The organism is Natronobiforma cellulositropha (genome assembly GCF_025629245.1).
GTDB lineage: Archaea > Halobacteriota > Halobacteria > Halobacteriales > Natrialbaceae > Natronobiforma > Natronobiforma cellulositropha.
In genome coordinates, this window is sequence record NZ_JANZXN010000019.1 from 1 (window position 1) to 15,903 (window position 15,903).

A 15,903-nucleotide genomic window follows, 5' to 3' on the forward strand; every position below is an offset into this window, starting at 1 on the left:
CCCAGTGAAGCGGGAAATCTTGGACATAGACATCCGCCGTTTCCCGCTTCAACTCCCTAGTTCTGACGGATCAAGTCGGCGCAGTCTGGCGATTCACCAGAGCCACTATTTTATAATATGTGTGATAGTGTTGAGTGTTCTCGCAGTGATGTTCGAGACTGTAGATGGTTTGTACGTTCGATACCGGTTTGAATTTTTGATTGTTGAAATAATATCCGTCTCTCTGTTCACCATTGAGTATCTCTGTCGCCTCTGGAGTGCAGTTGAACACCCCCAGTATCAACGGAAGGTGGTCGGCAGACTCCGATTCGCGAAACGACCATATATGCTCGTTGACCTTCTGGCGATTCTCCCATTTTTCGTCGGACTCTTCGTTGACCTCCGGTTCCTCAGAACGCTGCGGTTAATTCGGTTCCTCCGGTTATTGAAACTGACTCGTTATTCCACGTCACTCCAATTATTCGTCACAGCGATCCGGTTAAAGGTTGAGGAGTTGTCAATTACGTCGATAATTGGAGTTATCCTGCTGTTAGTCGCCTCGAGTGTTATGTACTTCGCCGAGCGAGGGGCTCAGCCAGAAGAGTTCTCGTCGATTCCTGCGACTCTGTGGTGGGGAGCAATCACGCTGACGACGGTTGGATATGGAGACGTCACACCAGAAACCACACTCGGAAAAGCAATCGGAATTTGTATCGCGATCATCGGAATCGGCATTGTCGCTCTTCCGGCCTCCATTCTCGCCTCTGGCTTCATCGAGGCTGCTCGAGACCGAGCCGTGAAGTGCCCTCACTGTAATGAGAAAATCCTGGAAGAGAACCTCAAAGAGATGATCGATCAATAGAGGAGACAAGCATCTCGAAATTACTCGTCGGATATAACAATTCAAAATTGTATTAGGAAACTAGAGGCGTGGTGAATCGCCATACTGCGTCGGGATGGCGTGTCTGGCTGTCTATCTAAGGTCGGTCACTCCGTTCGTCGCTATCGAGGTCCTCGAGTGTGCAGCCACAACAGATCCAGCGTGACGCGCCATCTTGCTCGAGCTCCGCCACACGGTCGAACGGCACCCGTCAGTCGAGCACGCACAGGGAGGAGCTGCCCGGGAAATTCACGTGCGTGCGAGCTGGCCTCGATCCGCACGTCCTCGGGGCAGGTGCGGATGACGGCAGGCTCACGATTCGATGGGACGCCGGTGAGACGGCGGAGACCCATCCGAGTTCTCGATTTACTATCGCGATCGCACCGGATTCGACTGTGGGTGGCACCACGAGCCGAATCCCTACGTCGACGGCTGGGCCTACTACCAGGAGCGTGAAGCCGCTGACGAAGCGTACTCGGACGAGCGCCTCACGTTGGCCGGTGACCATCCCGTGCGGATACTGTGGGAGGTCCTCGAGCGGATGCAGAACCGATTCGAGACGGAGGGGACGAGGCGAGCATCGACCACTGGTCCTCTCGTCGAGAGCATCGTACCACCGGTGGAGGAGTGGACACCACTCTCGAGCACCTGATTTGTCAATACGTGATGCCACTGGTCGTAGCCAGCAGACATCGCATCCGTCAGCCCTATATATTGTGATTCCGCCCGTGTAATATAATGACGGACATGGCTGATGGACGGGGACTCGTCTCGTTCGACCTCGAGTCGGGATCGATCTGCGTCAGCGACGAACTCGAGGGACAGGGACTCGAGATCGGCGTCTCCGGCGACTCGGAGGTGCAGTCGGCGTTGACGGAGTTGTTCGTCTTTCCCGTCGACGACGCGGTGACGATTCAGACGAGCATGCTGCGTATCGAGAGCCACGCGGATACGTGCCTGCGCGACGAGACCGGGACACACATCGCGGAGTTCTCGACGGTCGAGCAGTCGTTCCCGCCGGGAACGTACTTCCTCGAGGTGACGGGACCGCTGAAGGTATACGTCAGAATCGTAGACACGGGGATCCGTGCGCGCTATCCACACCACGAGACGCCGGGCCGGCCGCTCGAGGTGGAGTTCGACGGACAGGCGCAGGTGACGATCGGTGGGCGGTCGTTTCACACCCGGCCCCGGACGACGATGACGGTTCCAGACGAGCCAGCGGCGCTCGCCGAGGCGCTGCCGTATCTCGCCTCCTCGATCAAGGAGTTCTCGTGTGAGCGGTCCTGGCCGTCGTTGCGCGGCCACCCACCACTACTCGAGCGTGGTGAGCGTCTCGAGATTCCGGCCGAACTCGAGCGACCCGAGACGGGCGTCGAACTCGCGGTGCCGACGACGTACGCGGACCTCTACCGGATTGCCCCGCTGGCGTTCTACCTCGGGGCGAGCGTCGTCGACGGCGAAGCGCCCGAACTGCGTCTGGAGAACGGGTATACGGAACCGCTGGGGACGGGGCGAGCGCTCGAAGAGCGCGTCGCCAGACTGCTCGGGCGGTGTCTCGTCCTCGACTCACTCACGCGCGTCGGCGGCTACTACACCTACCGGCGACACGAGTACGAAACGACCGCCAGCCGGCTGCCGTTCTACCCGCCGAACCTCTACGGGCGGTCGCTCTCGGAACAGTTACTCGAGTACCTCGAGGTGCCGTTCGACGAACTCAGACCGTCGCTGCCACGCTGGCCGTCGACGGTCGTCGTCCGGCCGGGAGCCGACGACTGCACGGTGCTGCCGTACGCGCTGAACAGCCTCTCGCGGATCTGCGTCAGCACGGCGGCGACACAGGCCGGTGAGGTCGAGACGCCGCGAGCGTCGCCGTCCGCGTTCGTCGCCTACACGGGAACGCCGCCGGAAGGGGCGAACACCGTCACTCGCGCCTCGTTCGCGAACGGTCTCGAGCGCTGTGCGACGCCGGAGACCGAGGCGCGAGTGAGTTACGTGATGGAGACTGGAGAACGCACAGCGACACTCACTGAGACGCTCGAGCGCCAGGTGCTGACGGCGCGAGAGTACCCCGAGATCACCCGCTGTGAGGCGCCGACGCGGGCGGAGCTACGAGCGGCGTTGCGAGCGGAGACAGTATTGTGCTGGTGTGATCTCGGGACCACCGCACGCGGCATCGTGTGTCGAGACGGCGTCCTCGAGTTGGAGGCGCTCGACGACGTCGGGGCGGCGATGGTACACCTCCGGGCGGGTGAGGACCTCGACGTGGCGCGTGCGGTCGTCGACGGGGGCGCGCTCGCCTGCGTCGTGACCGAGCGACAGGTTCCAGTCGAGCACGCGGCGTTTCTCGGCGGGTACGTCTCGAGCGGGCGCTCGCTCGTCGACAGCGTCGAGTTGGCCGACCTGTCGGCGGCGACACCGCTGCGCTTCGTCGGCGACGCCACGCAGGTCGCCGTCCGGTGCGATGGCGGCATCAACCCGGTCTGGATGGAAGTCGACTCGGTCGGTCCCGACAGTCACCGCCTGACCGTCAGGTCGCAGTTGACCGACATCCACCGCCTCGGCAGCACCTCGAAAGTGTTCGACGAGAACGTCGACGGGGCGTTTCAGCTGACCGGCGTGACCGCCGACCAGCCACTCGAGTGTTCGACCGAGACCGTCGTCGAGTACCTCGAAGACGACCACTTCGTGGTGCGGTTGAACGGGGAGACCTACCACGGGGGGCGCGAGGCGACACCGTCGTTCGTCCGGGAGTCGGCCCGTCGGGCGCGAGAGCGCCTCCAGTGAGCGACGACGGATAGCTTTTTGCGTGCGCGTAGACCAACCGCCATTGTGAACGAACAAGTAGACTTTCACTGCGGGCGAGTGCAGACGGACGGTCTCACGCGGACGGAGGGGCACGCGTCGTGAGCGAGCGAGGGGACACCGGCGTCGACGACCCGGCACGCTTCGCGAGCGCACGCCCGGAACCCGAGTTCGAGGGCGAGGCGGTCACGCTCGTCGGAGTGGGACCCGGCAACATCGAGTTTCTCACGCCGCGCGGCGAACGTCACCTCCGTGAGGCAGACGTCGTCGTCGGTTTCGAGACCGTCGTCTCGCTCGTCGAACCGGTGCTCGAGTCGGAGACGGCCGTCCTCACCTGTGGCTACCGCGACGAGACCGAGACGCTCGAGCGCTTCGCAGAGCGGGTCGAGGCGGGCGAACACGGCGTCGCCGTCGCGATGGGCGACCCGAACCACTCCGGCTACCAGTTCGTCGGAAAGGTCGAGGCGGCGCTGGCGGCGGCGGGCGTCGGGCGGCCGGTTCGAATCGTCCCCGGCATCTCCTCGCTGCAGGTCGCGGCGAGTCGCGCCCGGACCCCGATGGAGGAGACGACGTTCGTCACGCTCCACAAACGCGGTCCGATCGACGGCGACCTCGAGCGCCTGGCCCGTGACGCCGGTGAGCGCCACCTGCTCGTCCTGCCGCGGCCGTTCGACTGGATGCCCGAATCGATCGCAGCCTTCCTCCGTGAGCGCGGGACCGATCCGGATCTCGAGGCGCTCGTCCTCGAGCGCCTGACGCACGAAGACGAGGCGGTTCACCGCTTCTCGCTGGAGGAACTCGCCGGACTCGAGCGCGAAGGGACGAGCCGAGAGGACACGCCGTTCTCGGATCTGTCGGTGCTCGCAGTTCGGACGACGGAAGCGAGTGACGAACCCAGATCCGGGGGCGAGCGATGAAGGGGTTCGTCCTCGGCGGCGTCAGCTCCGGCGTCGGCAAGACGGTGGCGACGCTCGCAATCGCGCACGCACTCGGCGAGGCGGGCTATACGGTCCAGCCAGCGAAGGCCGGACCGGACTTCATCGACCCCAGCCACCACGAAGCCGTCACCGGCCGTCCCTCGAGAACGCTCGACTGCTGGCTGTGTGGCGAGGCGGGCGTCCGGCGGAACTACTACCGCGGTGAGGGCGACATCTGCGTCGTCGAGGGCGTGATGGGGCTGTACGACGGCGACGGGTCGAGTACGGCGATGGTCGCCGACGCGCTCTCGGTGCCGGTCGTGCTGGTGGTCGACGCGAGCGCGGGCATGGAGAGCGTCGCCGCGACGGCGCTCGGCTTCCGGGAGTACGCGAGTCGGATCGGCCGCGACGTCGAGGTGGCAGGCATCGTCGCCCAGCGGGCCCACGGCGGGCGTCACGAGGCAGGTATTCGAGACGCGCTCCCCGACGAGCTGACCTACTTCGGGCGCATCCCGCCGCTTCCCGACCTCGAGATTCCGTCTCGACACCTCGGTCTCCACCTCGGCGAGGAGGCACCGCTCTCGAGTGAGGCGCTCGCAGCGGCGAGCGAACACCTCGACGCCGAGCGTCTCGCCGCGGTTGCCAGCGCGCCACCCGCCCCACCTGCGGAGCCGAGTGTCTCGCGGGCGACTCCGGCGACACCCCGGGTCGCCGTCGCGAGCGACGCCGCCTTCTGTTTCGTCTATCCGGCCACGCTCGAGCGACTGCGCGACGGGGGCAGACTCGAGACGTTCTCGCCGCTCGCGGGCGACCCCGTCCCCGACTGTGGCGGCGTCTACCTCCCCGGCGGCTACCCGGAGCTACACGCCGAGACGCTGGCTGCGAGCGGAACGCTCGACGAACTCGAGCGACGCGCGAGCGAGGGACTCCCGGTGCTCGGCGAGTGTGGCGGCCTGATGGCGATGGCCGAATCGCTGACGACCGCCGACGGCGAGACCCACGCGATGGCTGGGATTCTCCCCGCAACGGTCGAGATGTGCGAGCGCTACCAGGCACTGAACCACGTCGAACTCGAGGCGCGCAGCGACGGGCCGACCGCCACCGCCGGGAGCCGTCTGCGCGGCCACGAGTTCCACTACTCGACGGCGACGCTCACCGCCGGGGCGGACGCGCGCTTCGCCTTCGAGACAGTCCGCGGTGAGGGTATCGACGGCGGACACGACGGTCTCTGCGAGTACGACTCGCTCGCGACCTACGCGCACGTCCACGCCGAGAGCGGCGCGTTCGACCGGTTCCTCGAGTGGCTCGCGTGACCGGTGTGAGTCGCCCTACAGGTCGGGCAGCGGCGCGACGACGACGGGGATCGGTGTGCGAGCGAGGATGGCGCTCGCCGTCGAGCCAACCTCGGCCGTCGCGTCCGGGTGGCCGCTTCGCACACAGATGACGAGTTCGTCTGCCTCGCGTTCTGCGGCGGCGTCGAGAACCGCGTCGGCTGGGTCACCCTCGAGTACGGCCGTCTCGAGCGTGTCGACGCCGGCGAGGCGCACCGGGGCGACGTTGAGCGCGTCCTGGCAGTCCCGGCGTGCGTCGGGGTCGGGATCGTCGGCGACGGCGACCACGGTGACGGTGTCGTCGCTCGTCAGCCGGCCGTCGAGGTAGTCACAGAGCGCTGCCGTGGTGTGGACGGAGTCCGTGGGGGCGAGGTAGTGCACGCTCGAGTGGAGGGTGTGCGGTGAGAAAGAAGGTGCGGTGGTCGCCCGTCCGTGCGGTCGGCGCGACGGAAGTGGTCTCAGTACTCGAGCGACGCTCGCTCGCGAACGTCTCGGGAGGAACGCCCCACGAGGACCTCGAACGCGCCATCTTCGACGACCCACTCACCATCGTCTTCGTCGAAGAAGGCGAAGGCCCGTTCCGTGAGCGACAGCGAGAGGGTTCGCGACTCGCCAGCCTCGAGCGAGAGCGCCTCGAACGCGGCGAGTTCCTTCGGCGGCCGGGGGACGCTCGACTCGACGTCGCGCAGGTAGACCTGGACGACCTCCCGGCCGGGGCGCTCGCCGACGTTCTCGACGGTCACCTCGACGGTGGCGAGCGCAGTGGGTTCGTCGCCGTCGCTCGAGTCGCCCGTCTCCTCGAGTGAGACCGAGAGGTCGCGGTAGGCGAACTCGGTGTAGCTGAGACCGTGGCCGAAGGGGAACAGCGGTTCGATCTCCGCCTCGTCGAAGTGGCGGTAGCCGACGAAGACGCCCTCAGAGTACTCGGCGCGCCCGCCGATGCCCGGGTACTGTGCCTCGCTCGAGGCAGGGTAGTCCGCGGCGCGAGCGCCCACCGTCACCGGCAGCCGTCCCGACGGGTCGGCGTCGCCGAAGAGGACCGAGGCGAGCGCGTGGCCGTCCTCCTGGCCGGGGTACCAGGTCTCGAGGACGGCGTCGACGGACTCGAACCAGGGCATCTCGACGGCACCCGCGGTGTTGAGCACGACGACGGTGCGCTCGGCGACGGCGGAAACGGCGGCGATCAGTTCGTCCTGTGCGCCCGGCAGGGCGAGGTCGCGGTCGTCGCCTTCGGTCGCGAGGTCGCGGACGACGACCACGGCGACGTCGGCGTCTCGAGCGGCCGCCATCGCCTCTTCGATCCGTGGCTCCTCGACCCAGGGAGTGGGAATCTCGGGGAGGAGCGAATCGTGCATCGAGGCGTCGCCGACCGGCGGGAGACCGTGGGCGAGCGTGATCGATCCCCCGGCGTCGAGGCGGTCGCTGAGACCGTCGAACGGCGAGGTCGCGCGCGTCGGGTCGACCTCGGAACTGCCGCCACCGCCGACTTTGGGTTCGTCGGCGTGGGGTCCGATGAGAGCGATTCGTTCGTCGCCCGCGAGCGGCAGCGTCTCGTTCTCGTTTCGCAGGAGGACCGTCCCACGCTCGGCGATTCGGCGGGCGAGGTCGTGGTGGGCGGGCGTGTCGAGTTCGCCCGCTGGCTGATCGCCGTCGAACAGGCCGAAGCGCGCCATCTCGCGGAGCAGCCGACGGATCTTCTCCTCGAGCAGCGACTCCTCGAGTCGCCCCTCGTCGATCGCCTCACGGAGTGGCTCGCCGAAGAAACTGTCTTTCAGGACGTTCGGGTTCGGGTTCGGTGGCTGCCACGGCCGGGTGACGACCTCGGCGAGTTCGCGTTTCGGCATCCACGGCGCGTCCGGGAGGGCGTCGATGGCGTCGAAGAGGGCGCTGCCGTGTTCTTGCCACTCGTAGAGGGGCATGCCGGGCATGTCGAGGTCGAGTCCGGCTTCGGCGGGACCCGCACACTCGTTGGTCGCCCACCAGTCGGAGACGACGAAGCCCTCGAAGCCCCACTCCTCGCGGAGGACCTCGGTGAGCAGCCAGCGGTGGGCGGTGGCGTAGGTGCCGTTGATGCGGTTGTAGGAGGCCATCACGGAACTCACCTCGGTCTCGCGAACGGCGGCCTCGAACGCGGGGAGGTAGATCTCGCGCAGCGCCCGTTCGCTCACTTCGGCGCTGACGTGGTGGCGGTCCGCCTCCTGGTTGTTCGCCAGGTAGTGTTTCGCCGTCGCCATGACGCCGCCTGCCTGGATGCCCTCGACGGCGGCGACCGCCAGCCGACTCGTCAGGTATGGGTCCTCGCTGTAGTACTCGAAGGCGCGTCCACACTGGGGTACGCGGACGATGTTGAACCCCGGCGCGAGCAGCGCGTCCTGGTCGGCCGCGCGCGCTTCGGCGGCGATGGTCTCGCCGAACTCGGCTGCGAGGTCGGTGTCCCAGCTCGCCGCGAGCGAGATCGACGCCGGAAACGCCGTCGACGGCACGGCCCGAATCCCCATCGGACCGTCGACCAGCGAGAGCGAGGGAATGTCGAGGCGCTCGACCGGCGGCACGTAGCCGGTCGCGTTTCCGGCCGGGTCGTACGCCCCGCGGACGAGCGAGAGTTTCTCCTCGAGCGTGAGTTCCTCGAGCAGCGTCTCGATGCGGGCGGGAGTCGAGCCCTCGTCGTGCGAGTCGTCGGCGACGTCAGTATCGTCGGTATCGTCGGGTGTGGATGTGGGAGTCATCGGTGGAGTCGCCACCCGCGTTCGAACGGCGACGCGGGTGCGTAATCGTCTGGACGGTCGACGCCCCCGGTAAGGACTCTTGCGCTCTCGGTCGATGCTCCGGCGGACGGATCGCCGAACCTTTACAGTGCAGGTCGTCGCAGGACTCTACATGACAGTCCTCGTGCCGTTCGACGGCTCGCCGCTTTCGAGTGCCGCCCTCGAGAAGGCCCGTTCGTTCGCCTCGCTGACCGACGCTGCGCTCGTCGCGATCACCGTCATCCCCGACGACGACGAGTACGCCCGCGAACGCGGCTGGATCACGAGAGGTGAGCCGTTCGACACGGAAGCCATCGACGCGGGAATGCGCGAGCGCGTCGACGCCATCGCCCCCGAGGCGGAGTTTTACTCGCAGGTGGTCGACTCCGACGAGCCGACGGCGACGGCGACGACGAACGTCGTCCGGACGATCCGACAGGCCGCGAGCGACGTCGACGCGAGCGTGATCGTCGTCGGCACCGAGAACGCAGGCTCCGTGACGACGCCGCTCTCGAGCGTCGGCGGCCCGCTCTCGAGCGACCAGCACTACGACGTCTACCTGGTTCGCCACGCCGAGGGTGGTGGGTTCGAGACGAACTGACTCAGGAGAGACGGAGGAAGCGCCGGTCGTCGACGCGTTCCTCGCCTGCGGGGTAGACGATCACGAAGTTCCCCGCGGTCAGCCTCGAGACGTGCTTCGGCAGTCTCTGTAGCTCGGGGTGCCAGCCGGGGTCGTCCCGGCGGGCGCTCGTACAGACGACGAAGTCGCCCGTCCGTACCGTGCGTCGCAGCTTCGAACGGAGCGCGTCCCAGTCGGGGACCGACTCGAACGAACTCGGTACTTCGGGTTCGACCAGGTCGAACGAGCGGTCGAACGCCTCCGGGTCGCCACCCACGACGACGCCGTGGATGGACGCACCGGTCTGCTCGGAGAGGTGTTTGACGGTGTGGACGGTCTCGTAGATTCCCGGATTGTGCTCGATCCCCGGCGGGAGTATGAGAACGATCCGCGTCGTCGTGTTGATCGGTTCGCGGACGCGCCCGACGAGCGTCAGCTGCGAGGTGCGGTTGAGTACCTGGTCGATGGTGTGGCCGAAGACGTGCTGGGCGCGCGAGCGCGCGCCGTCCCAGCCGATGACGATGGTCGAGATGCGGTTCTCGACGCTCGAGCGGACGATTCCCGAGGCGACGTTGTGGTTGACGCGGGTGTGACCGACGATGGGGACCTCCGCGCCCGCGGCGTAGGTTTCCATCTCCTCGAGCAGCGCCTCGGCGTCGGCGACGTCGGCCTCGGTCTGGATGCCGCCTCTCGGTCTGACGACTGAGAGGGCGTGAATCGGCTCGCTCGAGCGCTCGTCGCGGACCGCGAGCGCGAGGTCGAGCAGCGACTCGCGGTAGCGTGACTCGCGTGAGGTCGGAACCAGGATACGCTGGGGGGAGTCGCTCGGGTCGTAGGTCTCGTGGGCACGGGCGCGAACGATCGCACTACCAGCGCGTTCGACGACGGCAGGACTGAGGAGGCTGACGACGAGGATCATCAGGACGACGCCGTTGATCATGTGCTGGTTGCCGGCGAAGCCGGGGAGGGACGATTCGAAGGCGATGAGGACGATGGCGAGCGCGGCGGCAGCCTGGCCGACCGAGAGACCGAACATGCCGAGCACCTCGTCGCTCGAGTAGTCGTAGAGCCAGCCGGTGACCCAGGCGGCGGCGAGTTTGGTCACGATCACGAGGACGATCAGTGTGAGCGCGACGACGAGCGTCTCGGTGCCGTCGGCGAGCACCCAGACGTCGACGAGCATGCCGACCGAGAGCAGGAAAAAGGGGATGAACAGCGCGTTGCCGACGAACTGGATGCGGTTCATCAGCGGGCCGCTCTCGGGGATCAGACGGTTGAGTGCGAGACCGGCGAGGAACGCACCGATGATGTGTTCGACGCCGGCCATCTCGGCGGCGAAGGCGGCGATGAAGAGGATGGCCATCACGAACAGGAACTCGAAGTAGCTCTCCTCGCTGTGAACGCGGAAGAACCACCGGCCCAGACGTGGGACGACGAGCCAGACGCCGACGAAGAAGACGGCGAGACCGAGACTCAGCTGGAACCAGAACGCGCCGTCTAAGTCGCCCTCCGTCGAGGCGATGACGACCGCGAGGACGAGCAGTGCGAGCGTATCCGTGAGGATCGTGCCGCCGATGGTCGTCGTCATCGCCTCGTTCTTCGCGATGCCGAGACGGCTCACCACCGGGTAGGCCAGCAGGGTGTGGGAGGCGAAGATGGAGGCGAACAGCAGTGCCGCCGGGAACGTCAGCCCGAGGACGGCCACGCCGACGGCCGTCCCGACCGCTTGCGGGATGAGAAACGTGAGGAGACCGAAGACGATGCTCCGGTTCCGGTACTCGACGAACTGGTTGAGATTGATCTCGAGCCCGGCGATGAACAGCAGGTAGATCAGGCCGACCTCGCCGAGTAGCTGGATGGTCTCGCCACGCTCGAGCAGGCCGAGACCGTTCGGACCGACCGCCGCCCCGACGAGGATGATGCCGACGATGCCCGGCAGCCGGTAGCGCTGTAAGACGAGCGGGGCGACGAGGAAGACAACCATCGCGAGTCCGAAGATCAGCACCGGGTCGTCGAACGGCGGCGTGAGCGAGGGACGGGTCGCGAGCGGTGGGCCGTGGCCACCGACACCGAACACGAGTACCTCGAGCGGGTCGAGCGTCTCGAGCGCGGCGTTGGTGCTCGCGTCTAGCGGTCGTAGCGAAATCATCGGAATCGGCGACGGTGTCTGCAGTTCGACGCTGGGTCCGGCCCTGTTCGCGTCTACTGGTTGTATCACCGGACGGAAGCAAATAGCCACCGGAGTCACACGCACGGTACGACCAGGACCGGACGAAACACATATACGCGGTCCAGCAGGTGTGGGCGCATGGTCGTCGTCGTCCTCGGACACCGCCTGGTCGGGGAGACGATTCACCCACACCTCGAGCGACGCGTCGAGCGGGGACTGTCGGTGCTCGAGGAGCGTCCGGAGCGAGGCCCGCTCGTCTTCACGGGTGGGGCGGCGAGTCCCGGCGTCTCGAGCCGGGAGTGTGACGTGATGGCTGCCTACGCGCTCGAGCGGGGGATCGACCGGGATCGGATCCGACTCGAGGGGCGCGCGCTCGACACCATCGGCAACGGCTACTTCTCGAGGCGAGTCGTCGACGGTCTCTCAGAGCCCGGCGACCGCGTGGTCGTCGTCACCGCCGACTACCACGCAGCGCGTGCGGCGGTCGTCTTCGAGCGCTGTTTCGGCGACGCTTACGAGGTCGACGCGAGCGCCGTCGTCGAGACGGCGATGGCCGAGCGCCAGCCAGCAGAAGAGCGCCGACTCGCAGCGAGCCGGGAGTTCTTCGAGGGAGTCGCCCCCGGCGACCTCGAGACGGTCGGACGACGGCTGCTCGAGCGCCACGAGCTGTACGACGGGACGGTCCTGGCCGACGTGGCGAGCGACGGTTCGAAGACGGCGTGAGCGCGGTCGGTCGGAGAGTCCGCGTACCGATTCGGAGTGCCGACAGCGAAGTGCCTAAACGCGCGCCAGCCTAACGCGCGAGTATGCAAGCGCTCGTCATCGTCGCACACGGGTCGCACTTGAATCCTGGCGCGTCGGAGCCGACACACGCGCACGCGGACACCATCCGCGACGCGGGTGCGTTCGACGAGGTCCGCGAGGCGTTCTGGAAGGAAGAGCCACACTTCAGAGAGGTGATTCGGACGGTCGAGGCCGACGAGGTGTTCGTCGTCCCGCTGTTCATCAGCGAGGGCTACTTCACCGAGGAGGTGATCCCGCGCGAACTCAGACTCGAGGACTGGGACCCCGAGCGGTGGGACTCCGACGGGACGAGCGCCTCCGAGGCGACGCTCGAGGCGACGGACGTCGGGAAGACGGTCCACTACTGTGGGCCGGTCGGCACCCACGACGCGATGGCGGATGTGATCGTCAGGCGCGCCGAGAGCGTCACCGGCGACCCCGACGTCGGCGAGGGGTTCGCCCTGGCGGTCGTCGGCCACGGGACCGAGCGCAACGAGAACAGCGCGAAGGCCATCGAGTACCACGCCACGAGGATTCGCGAGCGCGGGCGGTTCGACGAGGTCGTCTCGCTGTTCATGGACGAACAGCCGGAGGTCGACGACGTGACCGACCACGTCGAGACCGAGGACGTCGTCGTCGTGCCACTGTTCGTCGCCGACGGCTACCACACCCAGGAGGACATCCCCGAGGACGTGGGGCTGACCGACGACTTCCGGACCGGATGGGACGTTCCCGGCGAGGTCGACGGCAAGCGCATCTGGTACACCGGCGCGGTCGGCACCGAACCCCTGACCGCCGAAGTCGTCTTAGAGCGCGCGGCGGACGCCGGGGCGGACGTCGGCGACGCCATCGAACGGGTGCGCCTCGAGACGGGTCAGCAGACCACCGCGGTGACGAGCGACTGATACCGTGAGCGAAGAGACACCCGCGACGGCAGTCGAGGCGCTCTGCGAGCGAGTCGAGCGCGCCGGCCACGTCGCACTCGACGGACTCAGAGTCGAGAAACGCGCGGACGGCTACGCGCTCGAGACACCGGCGGAGGGCGCCGACGGACTCGACGAGGAGGGACTGTCGGCGGCGCTCGCCGAGGTGCCCGCGTACGTCACCAACTGGCACTACTGGCACCGCGTCGGCGGTGTGGGGACCGCCCGCCGTGCGTTCCTCCGGTGGTGTGAACACGCGCCACTCGAGGGTGACGCGGACAACCCTGGGGAGACGCTCGCGCCCCCGTCACGGTACGAGGCGCTCACTGACGGTCTCGAGCGCGAGTGGGGACAGCTCGCGATCACCAGCCGTCTCGCCGGCGAGACCGGCGAGCGCGTCTACGAGGTCCGCCACGTCGACGACGCCGAGACGGCGGTCGGTGACCTCGAGCGCCTCGACGGCCCTCGAGCGGCGCGCGACCTGACGACCGAGGACGACCGCGGGCGCTACCGGCCGCTGAAGACCGCGCCGACGCTAGTCTCGGGCTGGGTACTCCCTCATCTCTCGGGGTCGGACCTGCTCGAGACGGTCGAGTTCGTCTACCCGGCGACGGTCGCCAACTGGCACCGCGAGCGCGGGGGCGACCTCGACGTCGACCACTGGCTCGAGACGGCCCACCGCCAGAGCGGCATCTACGACGTGGTCGACGAGTTGCCCCGCGAGGCCGTCGAGTGGATGGCCGACGCCTGCTGTGTCGACTCGCAGTGTCTGCGCCGACGCGAGTGGCACTACGAGGAAGACGACCACCTCTCGGTCCCCGGCGGCGACGGCGTCTTCCCCTGTCGTGAGCCGTGTTCGCTCGTGATCGCCGCCGCGCGCAAGTGGGCCATCCTCGAGAGCGAGCGCGAACAGACCTGGACGGTCGAGCTCACCCTGAGTGAGAAGAACCAGCTCGAGGCGCTGCTCGAGGCGGTCGCCGACGGCCGGGTCGACGAGATCAGGGAGGCCGACCTCAACGACGGGGCGAACCGCTACCGGGCGCGCTACCTGCGGGCGAAGCGCGCGGCCGAGGGCTCGCTGTTCGACGAGACGGGCGACGAAGACGGAGCGTGAGGTTCACTCGAGGAGCAGCCAGAGCGCGACGAGCACGCCAGCGCCGACGATGAGGACGCCGAGGACGGCGACCTCGCTGCCGACGACGGCGGCCGTCGAGACGGCGACGGCGACCGCGAGGAGACCGAGTCCGAGGACGGCGAGCGTCGCGGGGTCGAGACCGACCGAGGCGGCGACCGACTCGAGCGCGGATGGCTCCGGCTCTCGGGTCCGGGGTGTGGCGAGCGTCTCGTCGACGGCGGTCTGTGAACCGGTGGTGGCGGCGACGCCGATGGTGACCGCGTTCGCTCCGTAGCCGGTCGAGACCTCGAGCGTTCCCCCGAGTTCGTGGCCGACGTCCGGGACGTGCACGGGGACGACGACGGTCTCGTCGGCGTCGACGTAGTGATTTCCTACCTCGAGCGAGGCGACCCTCGCGATGTCGCCCGCCAGGTGACAGTGGACGTGGATCGGCGTGCCGTGGTTCTCGAGGACGAGGTCGAAGGAGCCGCCGCCGCGCGTCTCGAGAAGCGATGCGGTCGCTTCGAGCGTCTGTGGGCCGTCACGACCGACGTGGACCGTCACCTCTTGGGACACGGCGGATCAGGCGGGTGTGCCCTCACGCATGTCCGGCGGCAGGAGGTTCGGGATGCCGTCTTCGATCGGGTAGCGCTCGCCACACTCGGTGCAGACGAGCGTTCCGGAGACGATCTCGTCGCCGTCGTACTCGGCGTCCTCGAGTGTCAGCTCAGCTTTGTCCAGCGGGCAACGGAGAATCTCGAGCAACGACTCGTTCATACTACTGCCAGCGCCCGCATCTGGCAAAAGGTTTCGGGAACGCGTCTCTTCAGGGGATCGTTCGGTCGACGATCGGGACGTCGTCGAAGTCGGTATCGTAGGAGACGATCGTCGGCTCCTCGAGTTTCAGTGCAGCCTGTACTGCGAGTGCATCGTCGAAATCGAGTGCGTCGTAGCGCTCGAAGAGACGACACGCCATCGCCTTCTCGACGACAGACTGGGTGACGACAGAGAGTCCGTCGTATCCGAGGAGCGAAAGCAAAAACGTCTCGACCGCGCCATCGTCGCCTCGTCGCTCGAGGATGTATGCGACTGCATCGACGTGAAAATGTGTCACGGTCGCGTCGATGTCGCCAGCTGCGACCCGTTCGAGGAATCGGCTGGACGCTGCACCACGGTGCTGGTCGAGTTGGACTTCCAGAAAGACGTTCGCGTCGATCAACACGCTCCGTCACGCTCGTCTCCGTCGCTGTCGCGGCCGTCGACGTACGCGTCGGCCAGCTGTGAGCCGATCGATTCCTGGAGTTCGACACTGCTCTCTTGGACGTGTTCGAGCTGCCCGCTGATCGCGGCGACTGGTGAATCGGGGACCGAGAGCGCGCCCATCGACTCTTGCATTTCGGCCCACTCGCGCAGGGCTTGCGCACCCGCTTTCGTGAGACTGCCGCGCTCGTAACCGAATCGCTCCATCGCCGCCCGTCGAAAGTCTTCCTCGATATCGTCGGGAACGTCGAACTTTATTTGTCCCATCGTACGTTCGTGAGTACGTACGTTTGTGACCTAAAGCTTGTGCCGAGGGCCGCCCACTGTGCCAGTGCTACGAGACCAGTGAGAGTTCCCACTCGTGAGTCGAGACAGCCG

15 protein-coding genes are annotated in these 15,903 nt (G+C 67.0%); 8 read left to right on the forward strand and 7 right to left on the reverse strand.

Annotated elements, in window-relative coordinates; translation table 11 throughout:
- The 4 genes from N0B15_RS09605 to N0B15_RS09620 form a co-directional block, all read left to right on the forward strand.
- On the forward strand, positions 1-841 hold an 841-nt coding region (locus tag N0B15_RS09605), incomplete at its 5' end, for an ion transporter (RefSeq protein ID WP_263019483.1).
- Between the two features lie 765 nt (positions 842-1,606).
- Entirely contained in the window at positions 1,607-3,646 is a 2,040-nt protein-coding gene (locus N0B15_RS09610; RefSeq protein ID WP_263019484.1) for a hypothetical protein, read from the forward strand.
- A gap of 119 nt (positions 3,647-3,765) precedes the next feature.
- Positions 3,766-4,581 (forward strand): cobalt-precorrin-7 (C(5))-methyltransferase, encoded by an 816-nt coding sequence (locus N0B15_RS09615; protein WP_263019485.1) that lies wholly within the window; start codon positions 3,766-3,768, stop codon positions 4,579-4,581.
- Positions 4,578-5,894 carry a cobyrinic acid a,c-diamide synthase gene (locus tag N0B15_RS09620; RefSeq protein ID WP_263019486.1) on the forward strand — a complete coding sequence of 439 codons (1,317 nt, stop codon included), beginning with the start codon at positions 4,578-4,580 and terminating at the stop codon, positions 5,892-5,894. Before N0B15_RS09615 ends, N0B15_RS09620 begins: the two co-directional genes overlap by 4 nt.
- Before the next feature lie 15 nt (positions 5,895-5,909).
- On the opposite strand, the gene N0B15_RS09625 is transcribed toward N0B15_RS09620, so the two are convergent.
- Both N0B15_RS09625 and N0B15_RS09630 read right to left on the reverse strand, forming a co-directional pair.
- Positions 5,910-6,293, reverse strand: a complete 384-nt coding sequence (locus N0B15_RS09625) for a universal stress protein (protein WP_263019487.1) — start codon at positions 6,291-6,293, stop codon at positions 5,910-5,912.
- Between the two features lie 77 nt (positions 6,294-6,370).
- Positions 6,371-8,638 (reverse strand): beta-glucosidase, encoded by a 2,268-nt coding sequence (locus N0B15_RS09630; protein WP_263019488.1) that lies wholly within the window; start codon positions 8,636-8,638, stop codon positions 6,371-6,373.
- Positions 8,639-8,789: 151 nt separating this feature from the next.
- Between N0B15_RS09630 and N0B15_RS09635 the strand changes: the two genes are divergently transcribed.
- Entirely contained in the window at positions 8,790-9,257 is a 468-nt protein-coding gene (locus N0B15_RS09635) for a universal stress protein (protein ID WP_263019489.1), read from the forward strand.
- 1 nt (position 9,258) lies between these two features.
- On the opposite strand, the gene N0B15_RS09640 is transcribed toward N0B15_RS09635, so the two are convergent.
- Positions 9,259-11,259, reverse strand: a complete 2,001-nt coding sequence (locus N0B15_RS09640) for a cation:proton antiporter (RefSeq protein WP_263019638.1) — start codon at positions 11,257-11,259, stop codon at positions 9,259-9,261.
- A gap of 324 nt (positions 11,260-11,583) precedes the next feature.
- On the opposite strand from N0B15_RS09640, the gene N0B15_RS09645 reads away from it, so the two are divergent.
- From N0B15_RS09645 to N0B15_RS09655, 3 genes are all read left to right on the forward strand, one after another.
- Entirely contained in the window at positions 11,584-12,168 is a 585-nt protein-coding gene (locus N0B15_RS09645; protein ID WP_263019490.1) for a YdcF family protein, read from the forward strand.
- A gap of 83 nt (positions 12,169-12,251) precedes the next feature.
- On the forward strand, positions 12,252-13,133 hold the full coding sequence (locus N0B15_RS09650) for a CbiX/SirB N-terminal domain-containing protein (protein ID WP_263019491.1): 882 nt from the start codon (positions 12,252-12,254) through the stop codon (positions 13,131-13,133).
- 4 nt (positions 13,134-13,137) lie between these two features.
- The gene (locus tag N0B15_RS09655; protein ID WP_263019492.1) at positions 13,138-14,265 is read left to right on the forward strand and encodes a DR2241 family protein; all 1,128 of its coding nucleotides are present in this window, start codon (positions 13,138-13,140) and stop codon (positions 14,263-14,265) included.
- A gap of 3 nt (positions 14,266-14,268) precedes the next feature.
- Here the strand turns inward: N0B15_RS09655 and N0B15_RS09660 are convergent, their stop codons facing one another.
- The 4 genes from N0B15_RS09660 to N0B15_RS09675 are packed head-to-tail and all read right to left on the reverse strand — an operon-like array spanning position 14,269 to position 15,792.
- A complete protein-coding gene (locus tag N0B15_RS09660) occupies positions 14,269-14,841 on the reverse strand; it encodes a DUF7524 family protein (RefSeq protein WP_263019493.1) in 573 nt (190 codons plus the stop codon).
- Between the two features lie 6 nt (positions 14,842-14,847).
- Positions 14,848-15,042: a methytransferase partner Trm112 gene (locus tag N0B15_RS09665; protein WP_263019494.1), complete on the reverse strand. Its 195-nt coding sequence runs from the start codon at positions 15,040-15,042 to the stop codon at positions 14,848-14,850.
- A 49-nt stretch (positions 15,043-15,091) separates the two neighbouring features.
- Positions 15,092-15,487 carry a type II toxin-antitoxin system VapC family toxin gene (locus N0B15_RS09670; protein WP_263019495.1) on the reverse strand — a complete coding sequence of 132 codons (396 nt, stop codon included), beginning with the start codon at positions 15,485-15,487 and terminating at the stop codon, positions 15,092-15,094.
- Complete coding sequence (locus N0B15_RS09675) at positions 15,481-15,792, reverse strand: hypothetical protein (RefSeq protein ID WP_263019496.1); 312 nt, start codon at positions 15,790-15,792, stop codon at positions 15,481-15,483. Before N0B15_RS09675 ends, N0B15_RS09670 begins: the two co-directional genes overlap by 7 nt.
- Positions 15,793-15,903 lie beyond the last annotated feature (111 nt).